We start from the raw sequence: 20165 nt of genomic DNA, 5'->3' as shown, positions 1-20165 counted from the left end.
TTGTTTTCATCAACCTGTAATCGTTTCTCTAGACCGCTTGATTACAAGTGTTGTCGGTTCACTGATGTCGGTGAATCGTATTGTTCCGTGTTCTTCAGCAGCATTCGGGTCAACCAGCCAATCGTTAGAAGCTCTCAATTTCAATACTCCAATTGGACCAATAGGCGTTACGGTGATCTCAAACTGATCATCTGATTCATTGAGGTTCGTCAGTTCCAATGTGGTGTAATCAATCGTCAATCCATCTGCTAACGCATAGTTCCGCAAGTATATGGCTGATGAACGAGGTGGTAATTCAATCGTTTCTCCATCAAACAAAGGCTCGGCATTTTCGTAAATGACGGCGGCTTGATCCATTTCATCGTAATTGCTGACAAACACGAATGACTCATGTCCATTCGTCCGTTCAACGATTGATAAATCGGGATTTGTAGCGTGCAGATGCACTGAAATCTCCATCTTTTCTGCAATCTTCCGGATTACATCCAGTTGGTAGCTGTAATCGTGTCCGATCGCGATTCCAAATACGAGGATTTCTCCTTTTCCGGCTGTTTTCTTGTAAGCAGCCACTTCTTTTCCACCTGTTCTGGTGAATGACGCAAGCGCCTCCCCTTCAAATGAAGTGAAACGCAGACGCTGCTTGATGTTGACCGCATCTATGTCAAGGACATCGAGATAATCCTGATGACCTCCAACCACTTCCCATTCACCAAGATCGAGTTCATCGGCAAGGAGACGGCACGAATTCCCAAGTCGATCTTCGGATGGAAGTTCTGGATATATGATCAGTTTCCCGCCTTTGCGTACATAGTCAGCGAGCCGCTTTTGCAAACCTGCATCCATCTTTTTCGTGGAGAACACCCATAAGGACGGAACCTCCTCAACCGATATCTCCTTCAAGAGGTCCAATGCTTCGAATTGGATGTTCGCTGCTGTCAGTAAACGGAGGATTCCATCAAAGGAAAACCCTTCTCGTTTGCCGATCAATTCCCCTAGAAGCCCTTGGTCACGAGGTTCGACCACCTCGGTCATGTAATCATCGGGGTTGAATCCTACGTGAGTATGTATCTTTTTCGGACAATCAAGCAAACGTATTCCAACCGTGCGGAATACATTCCCGAGATGTTGTGCTTTTTCATAATTAGGACGGCATTCGCCTTTTGAATCAATAGGTGCCTGCCATTCATGACGTCTCCCGAACAATCCGATGTTCTCGTAGTTTTCACCTGCGACGAACATATAGTAATTCAAGGCATTCATCCCATGTGCGACACATGTTCGCGTGTTCAAATCCAAGTCCTGTGGATAAAGTCGGGGACGGTCGGCTAATCTTCCTGATTGGAATTCAGCTGAAAAGACCGGCTGATCCGCGTTTGAGATGGCTCTTGTAAACGTGGTCGCGAGTACCAGGTCATGGTAGTTGTCATATCCGATGTGTCCCGGGTAAAAGTCGCCAGCAATGACAACGTCCTCAAATTCTGCAGTTTGATAAAGCTGAGATAAGCCGATCGGATAGTCTGTCCCTCTGCTGTAGATCGAATAATCTTTGAATCCATGAACATTGATGATGAAAGGGACCGTAATGCCTGTCTCTTTCGCGAATCCTCTCAAGTCACTTGTATAATCCTTGATATACGCTCTTCTGAATTCGCTCCATTCATAATGGAATGAAGGATAATCATCAGGCAGTCCAGCTTCAAATTTTCCAATGAACGCAGAAAAGGTCGGCTCTTTCAGTTGGTGATCTTTGTTGAAATGGTCAATCGTCCCGTATTTCTTTTCTAAGTAAGTCCCGAAATGTTCGAGTGTATCCGGGTTGTAGTCGCTCGTATTGGTCACCCAATGGAACATCCCGATTTCATTACAGAGCTGATACATGATGATCGAACCACCATTATCGATTTGTTGAGGTCGAATCACCTCGTTCACTTTTTCATACCATTTTTTCGTCTTTTCGAGGAAAGTGGGATGACGATACGAAACGACTCGCGTCGGATGTTCCGAGCGATCCCGTTTCTTAGCGACCAACTCTGGGTATGTATCCAGCAACCAGTTCGGCACGCCATGAAAACGCACTTCTGCCATCACATAAGGTCCAGGTCGGACAATGCAATACAACCCCATTTCCTTGACGAGTTCCAGGAACGATTTCAAATCACGTTCACCACGTGTTTCACCGCTCAGGTCATAGACCCCCTCTTCTATTTCGTGCCACACCCACGGCACGTATGTACTGACGAGATTGCAACCTGCTTCAATCAATTTTTGAAGGCGATCTTTCCACTCCCCTTTCGGAACACGGTAATAATGCAATTCTCCACCGTAAAGAAATTCTTCTTTTCCATTGATGATAAATTTCTGTTGTTTCATTTGAACGGTCATTAATGGTTTCCTCCTCTGGTTCCTATCCAGTGAACCACTGTGGTCACTCATTTTTTCAGTACAGGTTTCAGTTGTTCTGCCATCCGATTCAAGTGATTAAGACTGGTTTGCAAGCTGTCCAACGGATGTCCTGGGCATTCATCCTGCTCGACTGCATACCATTCGACACCGTTCTGTTCTCCCCATACGAGGATCGGCTTGAAGTCGATTGCTCCGGTTCCAACTTCCGCAAAGGATTGTGCTTCATCCTTGGACATATCCTTCAGGTGAATGATGGGCATCCGACCGCTATAGGCTTTGATAAACTCTAACGGATCGTGTCCCGCTTTCTGAATCCAATACGTATCGATTTCCGCTAAAACTTGATTGTCCTGGGTTGGGTCAAGCATGAATTTAAGTGCAGACTGTCCATCAATGGTCGTTTCGAATTCGAAATCATGGTTGTGATAACTGATCCGATAGCCATCCTCCTTGAGCTTGTTTGCAATCTCATTCAAATCCCGTCGGATTGACTGGTAGCTTTCCGAGTTTCGCATTTCAGGAGGAACATACGGACATACGAGATCTTTTGTCTGAAAAGCTTCAGCCTCCTCGACAACAGATTGGAGATCCCCCCTTAGTCGGTCGAGTCCCACATGCATACCAGCAGCTTTCAGTCCTGTTTCTTGTAAAACCGACGCAACCTCTTCTTTCGAAAATCCGAACAATCCACTGATCTGGACACCTGACCATCCCATTTTCTTGAGTTCTCTCAACACGCCTGGAAAATCATCCTGCAATTGATCACGCAACGTATACAATTGAGCCGCAAATTTTTCCCTCATTATGAAAACTCCTTTTGATTTTCTGTGAATCTGATCACTTCTGGGGTTAATCTATTCACTTCCGTGGTTATTCTGATCACTTCCCGTGACAATCTGTTCACTTCGCGCGATAATCTGTTCACTTCAATGCTACACACCAATTCTCGCCCTCAATAAGTGCCTTTCACATCCAGGGTTTTATCTTCAGCTTGATTTTCGTCGTAAGAAGAGTGCGCGATCCGATCTTTCAGCTTTTCATAATACAACTCTTCATCTATCGGAAGGTCGACCCAGGAATCCGTCCATGTCGATAGGTGCATGGCGTTTGAGATCGACAACCCTTTGATACCTTCATCCCCTGGTGAGATTAAAGGTCTGCCAAATAAAATAGTCTCGATCCAATTCGTAATGATGCCGCCGTGTCCAGACTCCACGCCGTGGACAGGGATTTCGCATTTCCAATTTTCAGGCAGTCCGAAACCGCCTTTCCATTCCTGGTTGAACTGACTCTCTGGTACGCGATTCCTCCAAAACGTGATCCGGTTATCTTCCACCACAAGCTTCCCTCGATCTCCGTAGATCTCAAATCGATTCGTCTCTGGCGCCATTCCGGTTGAGGTCACGAACAACCCTGTCGCGCCGTTTTCATATTCCACATAGGCCGTTACATCATCTTCGACTTCGACGTTACGATATTTTCCAAAGTTACAAAACGAACGGACGCGCGTCGGCATCATTCCTGTCACCCACTGCCAGAGATCAAGCTGGTGAGGACACTGGTTGATGAGCACACCGCCTCCTTCACCTGCCCAGGTCGCACGCCAGGAGCCAGAGTCATAATAGCTCTGCGAACGATACCAATCAATGATCCAAACGGTTCGTCTGATTTCTCCCAGCTCTCCGGTGAGCACCAGATCTCTTACCTTTTGAAATACCGGGTTCGTTCGCTGGTTGTACATGATCGAGAACACTTTACCAGCATCAGAAGCAGCTTCATTCATTTGCCTGACTTGTTTCGTATACACGCCTGCCGGTTTTTCGCAGAGAACATGCAGTCCCTTCTCAAATGCATTGATAGCTATATCAGAATGTTGATAATGCGGAGTCGCGATAATGACACCATCGACTCGATCAGAGGCAATCAACTCATCTGGGGTTTGATAGACACTTACATCGTTTCCAAGGTGTTCTAATGCCCAATTGCGACGGTCTTCCCTTACATCGCATACAGCCGTCAGTTGTGCTCCCTTGACCTGATGATTCAATAACATCGTGGAATGTTCGGTTCCCATGTTTCCGATTCCGATGATCCCTACTCGAACGTTTTGCATAATCTCGACCTCCTAAACTAGTTTCGTTCACTGGATTCGAATCGTTTCATTTTTCATAAAAATAAAAGCGAGTTTCTATGTCCTAGATTAGATGGTTACTCTCCGGTGATCCCGGTTTTATCCAGCACTTCAACGAACCATTTCTGCGCGAACATATAGAGTACAAGCAATGGAAGGATGACCAATACAGTACCTGCGAACTTGATAGATTCATTGATGTCGGCACCACTACCCTCTCCACCCGCAGAGGAATACAGCGCTTTGAAAGAATCGTTGAATTCCTTCAATTTCAATGGCAATGTCGACATGCTGTCCCCTAAATAGAGGGATGCTGTATACGTCTCGTTCCAATGCCACACGAGCGAAAATAAGAACACGACGACCAAAGCCGGGATGGAAATCGGCAGGATGATCCGAAAGAAGATGGTCAGATAGTTCGCCCCATCCAATTGTGCTGATTCATCCAGAACTTGAGGAATCGACTTGAAAAATTGCGTATAGATGAGGATGAACAACGCACTCTTAATCCCTCCTGCAAATATGGCCGGTAAAATGAATGGGAGCGGAGTCCCGAGCATTCCATATTGTTCAAACATGAGAAACATGGGAATCATGACAATCTGCGTCGGGATGATGAAGGTCAAAAGCATCAACCCGAAAAGGATGTTCTTACCTGGAAACTTGAATCTTGCGAATCCGAATCCTACGATTGCACACGAAACCATTTGCGCGATAGCCGGCAGAACCGAATTCAGAAGTGATGTCAAAAAGGTTTTTGGAAATTCAAGAACATGCCATGCCTTTATGAAATTCTCAAAATACAATTCTTTCGGAATCCACAATACCGTAGGGTCGAGTAAGTCTTGTAAACTCTTGAAGCTTTGGGAAACCATGAAGAGAATCGGATACAGGTAGATGAACCCTACACTGATCAAAAGCGCATAGATGAAGACTTTAAAAACAAGACCATCGTTACCTTGCATTCCGAGCAACCATTTTTTCAATCGTGTTCCAACCGTATTCACTTTTCTTAAAACCGTTTTATTTGTGGCATATTCCAGTTTCATATGGTGTCCACATCCTACTTGGTTAAGATTTTTTGAATTCCAATCTTTCTTTTCTTGTAAAAAGGAAAATCGAGACGAGCAAAATGACAAAGATGATCATGAAATAGATCCATGACAATGCTGTTGCATAGCCGAATCCTGTCTCCACCTTGAACATGTTCTCCTTGATCAACACAATGACGTTGTTCAACGAATTCGTCGAAAGGTCAACAGTCGTATAAATGATGTTCACAAGAATGAAAGGCTTGATGCTCGGCAGCGTGATCTTCCAAAAGATTTCCCACGGGGATGCCCCGTCAATGGCTGCTGCCTCATAAATTTGTTTGTTCACTTTCTGTAATCCAGCTAAAAAGATCAAAATCTGGACACCGGAGTACCAGAGGATGATGATCAACTGCTCGATGACTTTTATGATCGGTGCGGCCCATGAAGGACTCAGATTCGCATCGAGAAAGTCGATGATGCCATACCGCTCAATGATCGGTATCGTCGCAGCTCCCTGAGCGAACAATTCATTGACGACTTCACCGCTCGTAATGATGACCGGAAGGAAAAAGATCGCTCTGAAAAGTCCTTTCCCCCGGATCGGCTGATTGATCATCAATGCGACAATGAGCGAAAAGACGATGACAATCGGTATCAGTAAAACAACCGACTTCAAGAACATGATCAGTTCCTCCAGAAAATGAGGATCGGATAAGAAGGCAAACTTATAGTTTTCCCATTTTAAGAAAGTCGTTTCGATACCAGATGCCGTCACATAGACTTTGTTGAAGCTCATGAACAAGGAGTAGAATAACGGATACGCCATGAATAAAGCGAAGCCGATCAACCATGGCAGGATGAACATGTATCCTGTGAAGTATTCTCTCGTCCTTCGATTGAACGATGGCATTTTCACTTCATTCCCCTCCTTTAATGATGGTGTAGTCCATGGCTCCGACCGTGTGACCATTTACGTCCATTTCTTTCGAGTTGTAATTGACGACGATCTGCACGCCATTGGAGTAGGTCACTTCGACGACGCCTAATTCAATGACCTTCCGATCCTCGATCACCGCGTCTTGCACCTTTTTCAATGCCTTATTGACCAGTTCGTACTGTTCAACTATGTCTCCCTTCCAATCTTCAAACGAAGACGTGAACAAATATTTAGAAGGGGTATTCTGCAATTTCCACGATGGTTCGTGTGTCAAATAGAACGATGGGTATGCCCCATACTCGATCATCCGTAACAATTGCTTCTGAGGATCCGCATGAAAATTAGAAAATGTCGTGTAATAATCGATGGATCCATGAAGGACGATTTGAAGAAATGGGACTGAATCCGTTTCATAGACGAAACGGGACGAACTCATCGGAACACTGAATATTTCATCACTGTATTGGAACATATAGTCGTTCGGTTGATAGAACGATACATTTTCCATCTGTTTTGAGAAGGCTTCAGCCAACGACTGATATAGTAGAACCGATTCCTCTCTGGAGAGTCGGCTTTCAGCATGATGGTTGGAGAATAGAAGAGACCCTGTATCCTCGATGGAGACGGCTTCTATCTTTAATTCTTTGAACCGTTCCACATCATCTACTGCCAATTCCGAAGCTTTTTCCGGATTGATATAATTGATTTTCAGGTCTTCAAACTTTTCATCGACCAGGCTGTTGGCGAAGGAATATTCCAGAATCCGGTTGCTGATCCGTCTTACCCCGTCCACTTTCACATCTAAGTCATCCTGATTTCCGAATGCCTTCGTGTAATTCGTATAAAGATAAAGCGGAATCCCTTTTTCATCTAAAAGATTTTTCAAATCTTTCAATCTCTCATCCCCGCCAAGCTCATCTTCAACAGGGAATTTCGCCGGATTTGAACCCGTCAATCCGCCCTTGTTCCAACCTCGATAAACCGTTGTCATATTTTGAACACCCGATGCTGACAATTCGTTGATGATGCTCTTCGCTTGATCGAATGTTGTCATAGGAACGAGGTGATCCCCAATCAGTCCTGGTTCCATCTCTCCGCCAAGAAACTCGATCCGAACAGGAACATCTTGATCTGTACGATCTTTTCCATCTAAGGAAATCTGCTTGTCTTCCTCAAGGTAAGTTCGGTATTTTTTTGCCATTCCTACGTAATCGGCGTTCTCATCAGACAAAAACTCATACCGGATTTGCTTATCCTCGTGAAGTCGTTCCTTTTGGTAGGTATTGATTCCACCCATACTTTTACTCGTTGGCTGAAAGTACGGATAACGGACGATGAACCTTGGAGAAAGCCAGTTGAAATCTGTGTTGACGCCGCTCGGATAGGCAACGATTTCCGCATTGAACTGCCCTTTTTCCACCACACCGAGGAATCCATTCTTGTTCACGCCATGCACCATTCCAAAGACCGGGACGGAAATCGGCTGCGGTTCTACTTCGAAATCTCCTTTCGACTCGACCGCCTCATCCTTTCCATAGATTTTGCCGATGAACGGGTTTTCAAATTGTGGATGTTCGGCTTGATATCGAATAAGCGCACCGCTTCCATCCGGAATGAACATGTATCCCGGTATATCTTCTTTCTTCACAGCACCAAGGAAAGGATATAGCTGCACAGATGCAATCTTTTGATCGGCGTTTTCCTTGAAAGACTGATCCGGCAGTTGAACGACGAGTGCATCTCCATCCAAAGAAACTTCCATGGACAGGTCCACTTTTACTGATTCCAAACTGAAGTCAGCTATGAAGCCATTATCCGTCTTTTCAAATCGTTTGACCGCTCCTTCTAGAGATACATAGCTTCCGCTTTTCAGCATGTTATCTTTGTTAAAATACTGGACGACGATGGGTGAGGTAACTGTTGCCGCCCATTCACTATTCAGCTGTGTATCCTTTAGAGCTTCCTGATCAGGAACAGAGCTCCAGATGTAGCCTGTTTTCTTGTTTTTGATCATGATGTTCAGCTCTTTCGGAGAGACATAAAGTTCAAGTCCCTCACTCTCAGCTGCCATTTCATACCCACTCGGTATCTCTTTGACAGGGAGTTCCCCTTCCTGCTCTATCTCAGGTTGAGTGAAGTCATTTCCTTTGAATTGAAAAGTGCTATGTGTGATTTCTTCGTCTATTTTTTCTTGTTTGTTCTTCTTATTTTCCTCACTATAGCCAATTTGATAGGTTATCAAGATCATCAAGAAGAGGCTTCCAAGTAAGATGACCATTTTCTTTTTAGTAGACACGAAGCTTCACCTCTTGGAAAATAGAGTACACAAAATCAACCACCTGATTGGAGAGTCCGAATAAGATGAAGGAGATGATCCCCAACACAAGCATGCCAGCTGCACTTAGCACCATATTTTTGACCGTCTGTCCGATCTCATAGGAATGGATCTCCTTCACCATCATGAATAGAAGAAATCCGCTCCATAGAAAAATCGCTTTCTTCGAAAAGTCGTAGAGGACGAACTCCATGTTCGTCAGCCCTTTCGACATGACAGTAAGTGGGATGGAGAATACGAGATAAGGGCTTAATGCATAAACGGTACCGACATACACATTTTTGAATCGACCTATGCCATCGTTGATCGTACTGATCAAATAGTTACAGATGACCCATGCCAGCAATGGAATATAGATTTTATACAGTTCTGTCAGTATGTTCACCCTTTTGGTGTCCACATCACTGAACAAGGTGTTCGTTTCAAAAATGGCAAAAACATGAGCTACGAACAAAAACATCAATAACAAAGTCGCTGATAGAACAGAAGCTTTATTTTGTTTTTTCAGCTCGTAATATCCATCAATCGGATGCCTTAGCATGCGGAAAACGTGGAACAATTGTGCAATGATCTCAATCTGTCTGAACCTCTGCCAAAGGCCCACTATCCGACTGCCGAATCCGAATTTCCTGTACAGGCGTTTCAAAAGGAAAATGCCCAGTGAAACGAGGACGATTGCGATCATGACTGAAGAGACATTCTCCATCAACCAATTTCTCCGAATTTCCCAATAGGCCTCAGAAAGACTTTGTTCATTTCCTGACAACCGGAATTCTTCAAGTGCTTTCTCGTAATCTCCCTTTTTGAATGCGGCTTTACCGATCCCATTGTGCGCAAGTGAAAACATACTGTTACGCTTCAGAACTTCATTCCAGTAGTTCTCACTTTCCAGATACTTACCATCCGAATTAAGGGATATCGCGTTATGAATGAGGTTCGTAAATTCCGTCGGTTTCAAAATTTGAATGTTGCTTTGTTTCTTATCTAATATGAATAATCTGCGATCGGAAGATACCGCGATTCCGGAAGGCGCTTTGAACAAACCTAGTCTCTGATTGCCTGTATTAAGGCCCCCGAAGACGAATAGAAGATTACCATCCGGATCGTACTCGAAGATATAGCCAAGGTTGGAATCCACCGCAAAAATATTTTTATCTTGATCGACTGTCAGGTCCGTAATACTCTTGGAGGAACTCACTTCCGGGAGAAGATTTTTACCGGCCACGTTCAGCTTTTTGATCGTTTCCGTTTCCAATCCTGCCGTACTTGTATAGATGAGGCCTTCATCATCAATTGCAACATTCGTTGCGGATGGGGGATATTTCTTCATCAATTGACTATATTGTGTATCTGTATATAGGAGCTTTTGCAGCTGACGGACAAAGTCAAAGCTCGTCTGATTCCCTCCATAATATCCAAGGAAGTCTCCATCCGGCCCTAGCTGGATCAGCCCCTGTGTTGAGCCATCGCCGACCATATAGACATTTTTCTGTTTGTCTACAATGACTTTGGTTGGATTGAAACGACTCTTTTTTCCATAAATGACGGAATCCGGCTTCTCATATTCAAAAGCAACGGATCCATCCTTATTGAATTTAAAAACCTTCTTTTTTTGATAGTCCGCTACATAGATCGAGCCATCTTCATCCACATGAACGCCTGTTGGTTTGGAAAGAATCTCTTCTCCCACAGTCCGTTCATAATTTCCGAACGAATCAAAAATGACGATTCTTGAATTACCTGTATCTGCCACATAAATCGTGTCATCCTGATCGATGAAGATATCTTCAGGTTGAAACAATGGATCGCTTTCTCCTGCAGCGACATCGGATTCACTCGGTTCAATGTCGTAACCATCGATGGACCCGATCGGTTGATACGCTGTCTGGGTATAGATCGGATAGCCATCTTTATCGAATGTATAGGTGATAAAAGGTGCTTCAGCAGATGCCGGTATTGTGCCAAACAGCACAACAGCAACCGTCATCAGAAGCATCATGATCTTGAGCCGCGCCATTATGTACCTCCTCCATTACTTCAATCCTGAATGCGCCATCGTATCAATTACTTTACTCTGCATGAGTAAGAAGATGATGAGGTTCGGTAAGAACATGAGAGCAGCAGCTGCTGCCGCCATTCCCTGGCCAGCGACTTGATTATCGTTCCCCATATTCCCTGCTAATGTGCTCATATAGAAGGCGAAGGTTTTCAAGCTTTCATTATTCATATAGATCTCAGAAGTTTCCGTATTGTTCCACGCCATTTGGAAAGCAAGGATGGCGACCGTCGCAATTGCAGGCGTGACCATCGGAAGGACGATTTTCCTGAATATATAAAAATTGCTGGCACCATCCACTCTTGCCGCTTCAATCAATGCATCCGGAATCTGATCGATGAATTGTTTGATCAGAAATAGTCCTACCGGCATGGCGAGTACGGGCAAAACATGCCCGAACATATTGTCCGTCAGACCGATTCCATCGATGATGAAGTACCTCGGAATCGCAACCGCTGCTGGAACGAACATCAAAGCGATGATGTTCGCCTCAAAGATCACTTTCTTCAATTTGAAATCCAGTTTGGACAAGGCAAAACCAGCCATTGCACTGATAATGACACTCGCAAACACGATTCCAACGGATATGATGATACTGTTGAATAAGTATCGGGTCATCGGAATGACCGTCACACTCGTCTCTTTAAACAAATCCCCGAAGTTCTGCAACGTCGGTTTTTCGACGAAAAATCTCGGTGGATATAGAAAGAGCTCATCAATCGGTTTTAAAGCCTGTGAAAAGATGAAGATGATTGGCAGTGCCATAAAAATGGACAACGGGATCAAAAATAGGAAGAACTTCGATTGACTGATATTGAATTTCTCAGGATTGATTTTCGTCCCTTGGAATGAAGCCATACAGATTCCCCCTTTCTATGTTGATGAAGGTCAATGCTAAGTTAGTCCTTTTCACCGAACAAGCGCCAACAGAACCTGGATACACCATAAACAAATATGAGAAGGACGAGTGAAATGGCAGATGCATATCCCATGTCAAAACGGATGAATCCATGGTCCGCGATGTGTGTCAGAATCAACTGACCCGAATATTGTGGAGTAGGATTCGATCCAGAAAGCTGCACGGCTATGTCACCGGCCTGGAATGTCTGGACGACCGCCATTACCGCACCGAACAACATTTGCGGCTTCATCTGTGGAATCGTGATATACCAGATCTCCTGGAACCGGTTCCTCATTCCATCAATATAAGCTGCCTCATACAACTCCCGATCGACATTCAGGATACCTGCCAACATGGCCAGGAATCCGACGCCCATACTGTTCCAAAGGGATACGAGGATCATGATGGTCATAAGATGTGCTGGAGATTGCAGCCATTGAATCGGTTCATTGATGAAACCGATATGGATCAATATACTGTTCAAATATCCGGCACGATCTCCACTGAACAGGATGAGCCATACAACGGACATGGCTACCCCAGCCGTCATGGAAGGGGAGTAGATCGCAAGCGTTAAAATCGTTCTCGGTTTCTTCGGGATCTGAGCAAGCATCCACGCCAGGAAAAAGGCAAGGACATACCCTCCGACACCGACAATCAAGGCGAACTGGAAGGTATTCGGCAAGACGTGCATCATGAACACGTTGTCTTGCGTAATCAAGTTCACGAAGTTTTTGAGTCCCACGAATTCCGGAGGCTGAATCGTATTGAAATAGGTGAACGCAAAATACGCTGCAACAATGACAGGTATGACGATGAACAATGAAAAGACAATCAAGAAAGGGGCGACGAATCCTAAGGCACTCAATTCCTTTTTGACCGCTTCCCACCATACCGCTGCCCGACTATTCGTCTTTGATCGGATGTTGACGTTCTGCTCTGTATTGGTTACCGGTTTCACGTGCCTCCCCCTTTGACTGTATTTTTTCGATTGTAGGGACTTCTAGTTCTTCGACCACTTTTCCATTCTTGATAAAACCAAACTCTTCAAGCTTCTTCCGCATTTCTCGATTGGTCGTAATGACTGCATCTTCAATCGCTTTTCGTTCGTTCTCGCCCTCGAATACGACTTTATTCCAGGCGTTGCTGATTTCCCGCTCAAGCATGTAATCACCAGGCACATGCGGGATATCCCTCAACCAATCCCATTGGTCCTTGATGACCTTCAAATCCTCATCCGGCCATGGCAGTTCACTCAGGGCTTCAACATTGGACGTATTCCATCTGAATTCTGTACCATAAATCGTCTCGATCAAATTTCCGAATTCAGATTGTGTATTTTTCGACGTCCACCATTTGATGAATTCCCAGGCGTTTTGCTTTTTCTCACTGCTGTCGAACATGATGACACCTTTCCCGGTTCCTGGTGCCCATCGGACGACTTCACCTTCTTCATTTTTCACGCCTGGATAAGGGGCGATTCCCCACCAGCCTTGAAGCTCAGGAGCAGCAGCCGTGATTTTGACGTAATTATCGAAATCAGCAATCCCGATCGGAAGATCTCCTTGCCTGAAATGACTGTAAAAGTTCGGAACCTGAAGCGGCATGCTGTAAATCGTGAACAGATTCGTCATCTGTTTGAAGCCTTTCAATGCAGCATCGCTCCCTATCGCTGTACTCATTCCATCCTCATTGAACAGCTCTCCACCATGCTGGTAGATATATGGGACGGTCACAGCCGGCTCTTTAAGACCACCTTGTCCGGCAATCGGTACATAGAAGTTCATTCCGAACCTTTGGAGTTTCGGGAGCATTTTTTGCACGTCTTCCCACGTGTCTGGCACTTTCATATCAAGTGCCTGCAAGATATCCTTCCGATAGAACAACACATAAAATTCTTGTGTTTCTGGTAAGGCGTAAGTCCCTTCGTCGTACATGAACGGGAGAAGTGCCCCAGGTGAAAAGCGTTCAATGACTTGATCGTAGTCCGAAAACTGACTCAGATCAGCAAGAGCGTCCCTCACGGAAAGTTCAAACGGCAGCTTCTGTTGGATACCCATAGCGAGATCAGGTGATTCGTCGGAAGCATTCGCCAGAATCAACTTCTCCTCTGAAGGCATCAAGCTCAAATTAACCTTGATTCCCGTTTCTTTTGTAAAATCTTCATTGGCCATTTGCTGCATGAGCATCACATATTGACGTGGGCGGTTCACCCAGATTTCGATGGCTTCTTCATCGGTCGAGCTTACCTGGGTGTAATCCTTGGTGAAAGAGGAAAAAAAGTTGACCGCCATGGATCCTGCTTTTTGCAACAAGTTCGCTTTCGCATCCGGCAAATCTTCATCAGAGTACACATAAAATTTATCGAACTGCAAAGGTTGGTTCGGTAACAATAGCAACAAATCTCCAAGCCGTTGCGTCACAGATCCTGAGCTTTGTGATAATTCCTTGAAACGAACAGGAATCTTATCCGGTTCATTTGCGATATCCTCCAGTTGATTTGCACTGATCATCAAGTTTCTCGCTTGATCGGGTTTGTTGTTACTCAACTTTTCAAGGTAGGCATATCGATTCCTGAGCTTTTCTGCAAGCTCATTCAAGCGGGGTACGATATCCGGAATCTGTTCTTCAATATCCCAATCCCGATTGGTATCAACAGACTTCCCGGTAGCCATCTGGATTTCTAATGAAAGATCATTCACTTCTTCCATGACATCCTTGATCGTACTGATGACAGGTTGGTATGGTGATGGATTACTAACGAACGTAAGCTCATGTTCCCCTTTTGTCAGGTAAAATTGAAAAGGTTTCCCATTCGCATCGGATAACGTTTCGTTTTTCCATTCTGTCGTGTAATCAAATGGGTATTTCAACAATTCCTCGAATGGAATTTCACCATCAATTTTAATGGTTCGATATACTGGCACATTCACATTGAAATACTGGTTATATTTGAAGGCTAGCTGATAGAACCCCGCCTCTTCGACATCGATTTTCCAAGTGACCGCTTGTCCACCCGCTTTCCATGTATCGCCTCCGAACGCATTCAGAGAGAGCTTACTTCCACGATTCGGTGTCACATTCGGCTCACCGTTCGATAACGCTCTTATCGAGGAATCGGTTTTATGATGTGGGTGCTCGGCTTCAAGCTCGAGCAAACCTTTGGCTTTTTGATTCGCATCATTCTTCTGTAGATATTCATTGTAGGATGGAGGAGTTTCTGGTGACTTGACCGTAACGTCTCCCAAAAGCATCGGTTCACGTATATTCAGGAGCGTGAGTGTATTTTCACCCTTTTTTAAATGGAACTTAAGTGGGCGATCGAAGAGATAACTCGCATCCATGAAGGGTCGATCCTGCCAAGTACGAATTTCTTCTTGTTTCGGAAAGACTTGGTTTCCAAGTTTATCTTCCTCGAATTTATTTACAGAATCCTTCCATAATCGTGGAAGGACGATTCTTCTGGATTCATAGTATTGAAATTCTCCATTGACTTTGATGCCTCGCTCAATCGGAATGATTTTTCCAGGCAAGGCAAAGTAATCAACATGAATTTCATAAAGACCTTCTTTCGGAACATTGATGGAGAATTGCAATTCTTTGGTTGCTTCTTCCCACTGAAACACTTGACCTTCGTAATCCTCATGTCTGGTCAATTCCAATTGCTTTTTTGTGTTGGTAAACTGTTCAGGCTCTATAACTTTTTGGAAGCCTTTCGTATCCGATATCCCTTCGTCTTCCCACTGAGTTAATCGATCCTTGTAATCCGCTTCGACGACTCTCGTTTCATATTGCTCTTTTTTGTCTTTCTTTTTGCCATCGTCCTTGGATTCATTGTCTTTTTTCTTATCGTCATTGAAGAGATCGTCCAATAAATCCCCTGTATCAGATTTTTTGTCCGTGTTGGCCAAACTGACAGAAGACGATTGGTCTTTTATAAGTAATCCAGTAGTTAGCAATAACAAACCAATTAGTAGAAAGGTAATGGTTTTTCTGCGCATAGGATTTCTCCTTCTCTTAGCAGAGTAAAAATTCAAGCACTACACTTTCGGTGCAGTCTAGAATTCAGCTTATGTAGTGTGATATAAAATACAATGGATGGGGAGGTAATAAGCCCCATCCATTTTTCAAGTTCGTTCGATCACTTGTTTATAGCTTTTTCTAATTCTTCCATCGCTTTTTCATAGGTCGCATTCGCTTTCTTTTCCATTTCAGGTCCAACATCACTCGGCTTTGCTTCACCCTTGTCGAACTTTTCATTCATAGGTCCGATGATATTCAAGGCTTCTGTATAACCTGGATGTGCTTTCAACGGATCGACTGTACCATTTGGAATTTCCTTAATGATTTCTTTCATCTCTTCTGGAACGTTTTCATCACTCAGATACGCGTCCCAAATTTCTTCATCGTTGACAAGTGGAATACTTCTTGCCACAGGAACACCTGCGTCTTTTCGGTCAAACCAGCCTTCTTTTGACAGCGTTAACCACTTCAAGAATTCATACGATGCTTCTTTATGTTTTGAACTTTTGGAGATCCCGACATAGTCAGCGACTAGAGGAAGGCGGTTTCCTTCAATACCAGGAATCGGGAGGACTGTCCAATTGAATTTATTATTTTCTTTGTTTCCTGTAAGACCCCATGTCCCGTCATATCGAATTCCCACTTTCCCGAGCGTCCAAGGGTCCTTGTCCTTTCCATACCACTTTTCTCTTTCCGCTTGCTCGTAGAAATCCGGACTAACTTTATCTTCACTCCATAGTGTGTTGATGTAATTCTGTGAATCTACATAAGCTGCAGAACTGAAGTTGTATTGTTCGCCATCCCAAGTACCCCATTCCAGGGAATTGTCGAATTGAACCGGGAGTACTTCACGATAGGCACGTGGGTTCAGGAATCCGAATTGATGCTCATTGTAATTCGTCAATTGTACGGAAGCTTTCCGTAAATCATCTAATGTCCAACTGCTATCTGGGACCTGGACATTTTCTTTTTCAAACAAGTCCGTGTTGAGCAGCATAACAATCGCGTGTAACGAATGTGGCATCGCGTATTGATGACCTTCATAATTGGCGGTGTTCAGAATACTCTCAAATGTTTTTTCAGGATCATAATCTTCGTCTTTTTCCAAGTAAGGCGTCAAATCTTCCAGCCATCCGTTCGTTACAGCTGTCGGAACTCCGAATGTCCAAAACACATCTGGAAGCTTACCTGCTGCAGCTGCAGCGGACAATTTTTCATTCCACGGCCACCCAAGTGATTTATCCAATTTGACTTCAATATTGGGATGGGATGCTTCAAAAGCTTTGATGACTTGATCCACCTCTTTTTCATCCTGCCATGTACCATATGTAATGGTGACCTTATCACCGGAATCTTCGGATGATTCTTTGTTACTATTCTCGTTCTCCGATCCTTCTGAGCCGGCTGGTTCATTACTCTTACAACCCGTCAACACAACAGCAAAACTAAGCAAAACTACAAATATACAATGAAACAATTTACTGCTTTTCAATTGAATCCCTCACTTTGTAATTTTTTAGTCGTTTCCCTACACATGTTCCTGTGATCCCCTAAGACCTACGGACCTCCTTTTGGAAAATAGATAAACCTGATGATATGGAAAATCGATGTGATTGAAACGTATCGATAAATTCTTCAAATGAAATCCGTATAAGATTTCAGATGTAGACAGTTTGAAGCTCATGACTTCCAATTCGGTTAAAAAGCTTAACAAATAGTGATTATAGCGATTAATTAAAGATACTAGAGCTCACAATTTCACAGGTGTTACTTATGTACTAGACATCAGCTTCTTAGATGCACAAACATTAGTTTTGGGTTCATATGCGCTATTTATCGAAACGTTTCGATTGTCGTTATTTAAGAAATTACCATGAAAGCCCTTTCAATTCAATAGTTTTTTTAAAATTTTCTAACAATTATACAAAAGTCGTATAAAAGACTGTGTAATCCAGAACCATCGAATGTTTTTATTTGCGATATTAGAGGAACATTAGAAGTGTATGTTTGTAGCAAAAGAGGAGGAATTTAAGATGAGTGATGTATTATTCACAGCACATGCGACGGCAAAAGGCGGAAGAAAAGGCCATGTGAAGTCCAGCACAGGACAGATCGACCATGATCTTGTGATGCCGACGGACGACACGGATAAGAAGGGAACCAACCCTGAGGAATTGTTTGCTTCTGGATATGCATCTTGCTTTGATGGAGCGCTCAACCTCGTCGCTTCCAAATCAAAAAAGGACATTGATTCATCTGTTACAGCTGATGTCAGTTTCATGAAGGACCCGAGTGATAACGGATTTAAAATTGGTGTGACACTGAATGTGGAAGTGAATGGCGTCAGCCAGGAGGAAGCAGAAGAATTAGTCGAGAAGGCTCATCAAGTTTGTCCATACTCAAAAGCAACGAGGAACAACATTGATGTGGAGCTAAATACGAAAGCAGTGTAATGAAAAAAAGCTGGCCTGTTGGTCAGCTTTTTTATTTGGTTGCAGCAAACGCATACAAGAAAGATAAGGAGGACTTGGCAACCCAATTGTCTTTGAGAAGTGGAATGATATTGGAGTCCGGCCTGTTCTTTCCGGAATACACCCCGTAGTTTTCTTTATGTGTAAAGCCATGCTCTTCCATAAGCCGATGTAGTTCCCACGGCATCATCATGTTATGGACAACCTCTTTTCCATAAAGGCGATCATATGCACTTGTTCTCGGTACAGCATATGGGCCAAGAGTGACCGCTACGAATTTACCGTCTTTTTTCAAGACACGCGAGGCTTCTTTTATCAGTTCGTGTGGTTGATTCGTCCATTCCAGGGATGTACAGGCAAAGACGACATCAAATGCTTCATCGGGGAATGGAAGTCTGTTATCGGTACACACATGGGCTTCCACACCACGTGTGCCCGCTTTTTGTACCATTTCTGGTGAATGATCAGCACCGATTGCGCAATGACCTGACTGGTTCATGCGTTTCGTGCTTACACCAGGACCGCACCCAAGATCCAAGATTTTCTGAGGTTGGTTTCCGATGAAATTGAAGAAGAATTTTAGAATTTCAGCACGTGGTCCTTTTTGCCAAATCGATTCCATCTCATCCCACCAAGCTGCTTGTTCATTCCATCTGTTGACGCTCGATTTTGCCCAATTCAAACGTTTCACCCCCCCTAGGTCAGTCGAATTCCCTTTTTATTATTCGAGTATATGTTCCGTTCTCCATTACAACCACCATTTGTGTTGATGAAGTAAACGAACATTCACTGAAGGGAAGTGATCCTCAAACCATTTTTTCATTTGAGTTTTCATAACGAGGAATTCAGAGGACGAGTGGGATACACCCATCAATGACATATTGGTAATTGGCACATAATTCATCATCTCTTTGTACTTCTTCTGTCCATACTCGTTATCAATATGACAATGGACTTCACCTGTTATGTAGGCTTGTACACCCCGGTCCTCTGCATCTTTCATCGCTTCGACCGAATCTCCACACCCGGCTACGATAGCGACCTTTTCAATCTGTTCGTGGTGCACACCTTCAAAATCCAGATATGGAATTGCAAAAATATCTCTAAGCTTATGCGCGAGTGTTTTCGTATTCGTTTCTTGAATGGTTGCAATCAAGCCTACGTAACCAGTGTTTTTATAAGGGAGAAAACGGTCTGTCACCTTCGCATCGAGCGCTTCAGCAATTGCCAAACCGGTACTGAGTTCGTCATGATAATCCATTGGCACGTGACATGTGTAGACGCTAAGCTTCTTTTCTTTCAGTTGGTGTATGTACTGTTCCTTGATCGGGACGAACCCTCTTCCAGATGCTCCTCTCGGATCTCCGCATTCCATCAAAAGTGGGTGATGCATGAATAGGAGGTCTCCTTCCTCCGCTTGTTGGATGAAGCTTTCTAACACCTCATCCGTCGGAAAAACAGCAAGGTATACCGTTTTGACCGTTTCGCTCCCCCGCATCATAACGCCGTTGAACCGTTGGACAAAATCCTCTTCAAAAAAGGATCTCCAATCAAAACCGATTGGGTCGTAAACCATCGGGATGAAACGGCTGAACGCCGGATCTTCAGGTAACTCCTTCACTCTGAAGTAGTCATTCAGTTCCTTCTCAATTTTCGTTAATGAAATCATATGTATCGCCCCCCTCTATTCTCTTTATAGTCGACTATACCACAGTACCTTCACGGGACCGAACCTGGCACTGTCTAGGACCCCCTGAGCCACGCGATTTGTTTGAGAGTGCCAGGCACCGATCAGGAGCCCTTCTCCGACAAGGGTTCTGAATCGGTACCTGGTACCGAAACATGAAGGTACATTAGGATTTAGACATCGTAAA

The 20165-nt window shown here is 44.1% G+C and carries 14 protein-coding genes; 1 reads left to right on the top strand and 13 read right to left on the bottom strand.

Annotation, left to right across the window (positions count from 1 at the left end; translation table 11 throughout):
- Positions 1–9: 9 nt before the first annotated feature.
- From ACXQIQ_RS15780 to ACXQIQ_RS15730, 11 genes are all read right to left on the bottom strand, one after another.
- Positions 10–2382 (bottom strand): beta-galactosidase, encoded by a 2373-nt coding sequence (locus ACXQIQ_RS15780; RefSeq protein WP_439301416.1) that lies wholly within the window; start codon positions 2380–2382, stop codon positions 10–12.
- Between the two features lie 47 nt (positions 2383–2429).
- Entirely contained in the window at positions 2430–3206 is a 777-nt protein-coding gene (locus ACXQIQ_RS15775; RefSeq protein ID WP_439301417.1) for a sugar phosphate isomerase/epimerase family protein, read from the bottom strand.
- A gap of 149 nt (positions 3207–3355) precedes the next feature.
- The gene (locus ACXQIQ_RS15770; protein ID WP_439301418.1) at positions 3356–4516 is read right to left on the bottom strand and encodes a Gfo/Idh/MocA family protein; all 1161 of its coding nucleotides are present in this window, start codon (positions 4514–4516) and stop codon (positions 3356–3358) included.
- Positions 4517–4611: 95 nt separating this feature from the next.
- Positions 4612–5583, bottom strand: a complete 972-nt coding sequence (locus ACXQIQ_RS15765) for a carbohydrate ABC transporter permease (protein ID WP_439301419.1) — start codon at positions 5581–5583, stop codon at positions 4612–4614.
- A gap of 22 nt (positions 5584–5605) precedes the next feature.
- Entirely contained in the window at positions 5606–6478 is an 873-nt protein-coding gene (locus tag ACXQIQ_RS15760; RefSeq protein WP_439302005.1) for a carbohydrate ABC transporter permease, read from the bottom strand.
- A 7-nt stretch (positions 6479–6485) separates the two neighbouring features.
- Positions 6486–8801, bottom strand: coding sequence for a DUF5696 domain-containing protein (locus tag ACXQIQ_RS15755; protein WP_439301420.1), 2316 nt, complete (start codon positions 8799–8801; stop codon positions 6486–6488).
- A complete protein-coding gene (locus ACXQIQ_RS15750; RefSeq protein ID WP_439301421.1) occupies positions 8791–10857 on the bottom strand; it encodes a YIP1 family protein in 2067 nt (688 codons plus the stop codon). Before ACXQIQ_RS15750 ends, ACXQIQ_RS15755 begins: the two co-directional genes overlap by 11 nt.
- 15 nt (positions 10858–10872) lie before the next feature.
- Entirely contained in the window at positions 10873–11754 is an 882-nt protein-coding gene (locus ACXQIQ_RS15745; RefSeq protein ID WP_439301422.1) for a carbohydrate ABC transporter permease, read from the bottom strand.
- 41 nt (positions 11755–11795) lie between these two features.
- Positions 11796–12758, bottom strand: a complete 963-nt coding sequence (locus ACXQIQ_RS15740; protein ID WP_439301423.1) for a carbohydrate ABC transporter permease — start codon at positions 12756–12758, stop codon at positions 11796–11798.
- Positions 12703–15798, bottom strand: a complete 3096-nt coding sequence (locus tag ACXQIQ_RS15735) for an extracellular solute-binding protein (RefSeq protein WP_439301424.1) — start codon at positions 15796–15798, stop codon at positions 12703–12705. The genes ACXQIQ_RS15740 and ACXQIQ_RS15735 overlap by 56 nt, the downstream gene beginning before the upstream one ends.
- A 140-nt stretch (positions 15799–15938) precedes the next feature.
- Complete coding sequence (locus tag ACXQIQ_RS15730) at positions 15939–17312, bottom strand: ABC transporter substrate-binding protein (protein ID WP_439301425.1); 1374 nt, start codon at positions 17310–17312, stop codon at positions 15939–15941.
- A 541-nt stretch (positions 17313–17853) separates the two neighbouring features.
- On the opposite strand from ACXQIQ_RS15730, the gene ACXQIQ_RS15725 reads away from it, so the two are divergent.
- On the top strand, positions 17854–18273 hold the full coding sequence (locus tag ACXQIQ_RS15725) for an organic hydroperoxide resistance protein (RefSeq protein ID WP_439301426.1): 420 nt from the start codon (positions 17854–17856) through the stop codon (positions 18271–18273).
- 31 nt (positions 18274–18304) lie between these two features.
- Here the strand turns inward: ACXQIQ_RS15725 and ACXQIQ_RS15720 are convergent, their stop codons facing one another.
- On the bottom strand, positions 18305–18973 hold the full coding sequence (locus ACXQIQ_RS15720) for a class I SAM-dependent methyltransferase (RefSeq protein WP_439301427.1): 669 nt from the start codon (positions 18971–18973) through the stop codon (positions 18305–18307).
- Positions 18974–19039: 66 nt separating this feature from the next.
- Positions 19040–19960, bottom strand: coding sequence for a Nif3-like dinuclear metal center hexameric protein (locus tag ACXQIQ_RS15715; RefSeq protein WP_439301428.1), 921 nt, complete (start codon positions 19958–19960; stop codon positions 19040–19042).
- Positions 19961–20165 lie beyond the last annotated feature (205 nt).

Source organism: Pseudalkalibacillus sp. Hm43 (assembly GCF_054170705.1).
Note: the sequence above shows the minus strand (reverse complement) of the source record. Positions and strands in the feature narration are given on the sequence as shown.

Coding starts and splice junctions, on each gene's coding strand:
- ACXQIQ_RS15780 (WP_439301416.1), bottom strand. CDS start 2,382: ATGACCGTTCAAATGAAACAACAGAAATTTATCATCAATGGAAAAGAA.
- ACXQIQ_RS15775 (WP_439301417.1), bottom strand. CDS start 3,206: ATGAGGGAAAAATTTGCGGCTCAATTGTATACGTTGCGTGATCAATTG.
- ACXQIQ_RS15770 (WP_439301418.1), bottom strand. CDS start 4,516: ATGCAAAACGTTCGAGTAGGGATCATCGGAATCGGAAACATGGGAACC.
- ACXQIQ_RS15765 (WP_439301419.1), bottom strand. CDS start 5,583: ATGAAACTGGAATATGCCACAAATAAAACGGTTTTAAGAAAAGTGAAT.
- ACXQIQ_RS15760 (WP_439302005.1), bottom strand. CDS start 6,478: ATGCCATCGTTCAATCGAAGGACGAGAGAATACTTCACAGGATACATG.
- ACXQIQ_RS15750 (WP_439301421.1), bottom strand. CDS start 10,857: ATGGCGCGGCTCAAGATCATGATGCTTCTGATGACGGTTGCTGTTGTG.
- ACXQIQ_RS15745 (WP_439301422.1), bottom strand. CDS start 11,754: ATGGCTTCATTCCAAGGGACGAAAATCAATCCTGAGAAATTCAATATC.
- ACXQIQ_RS15735 (WP_439301424.1), bottom strand. CDS start 15,798: ATGCGCAGAAAAACCATTACCTTTCTACTAATTGGTTTGTTATTGCTA.
- ACXQIQ_RS15725 (WP_439301426.1), top strand. CDS start 17,854: ATGAGTGATGTATTATTCACAGCACATGCGACGGCAAAAGGCGGAAGA.
- ACXQIQ_RS15715 (WP_439301428.1), bottom strand. CDS start 19,960: ATGATTTCATTAACGAAAATTGAGAAGGAACTGAATGACTACTTCAGA.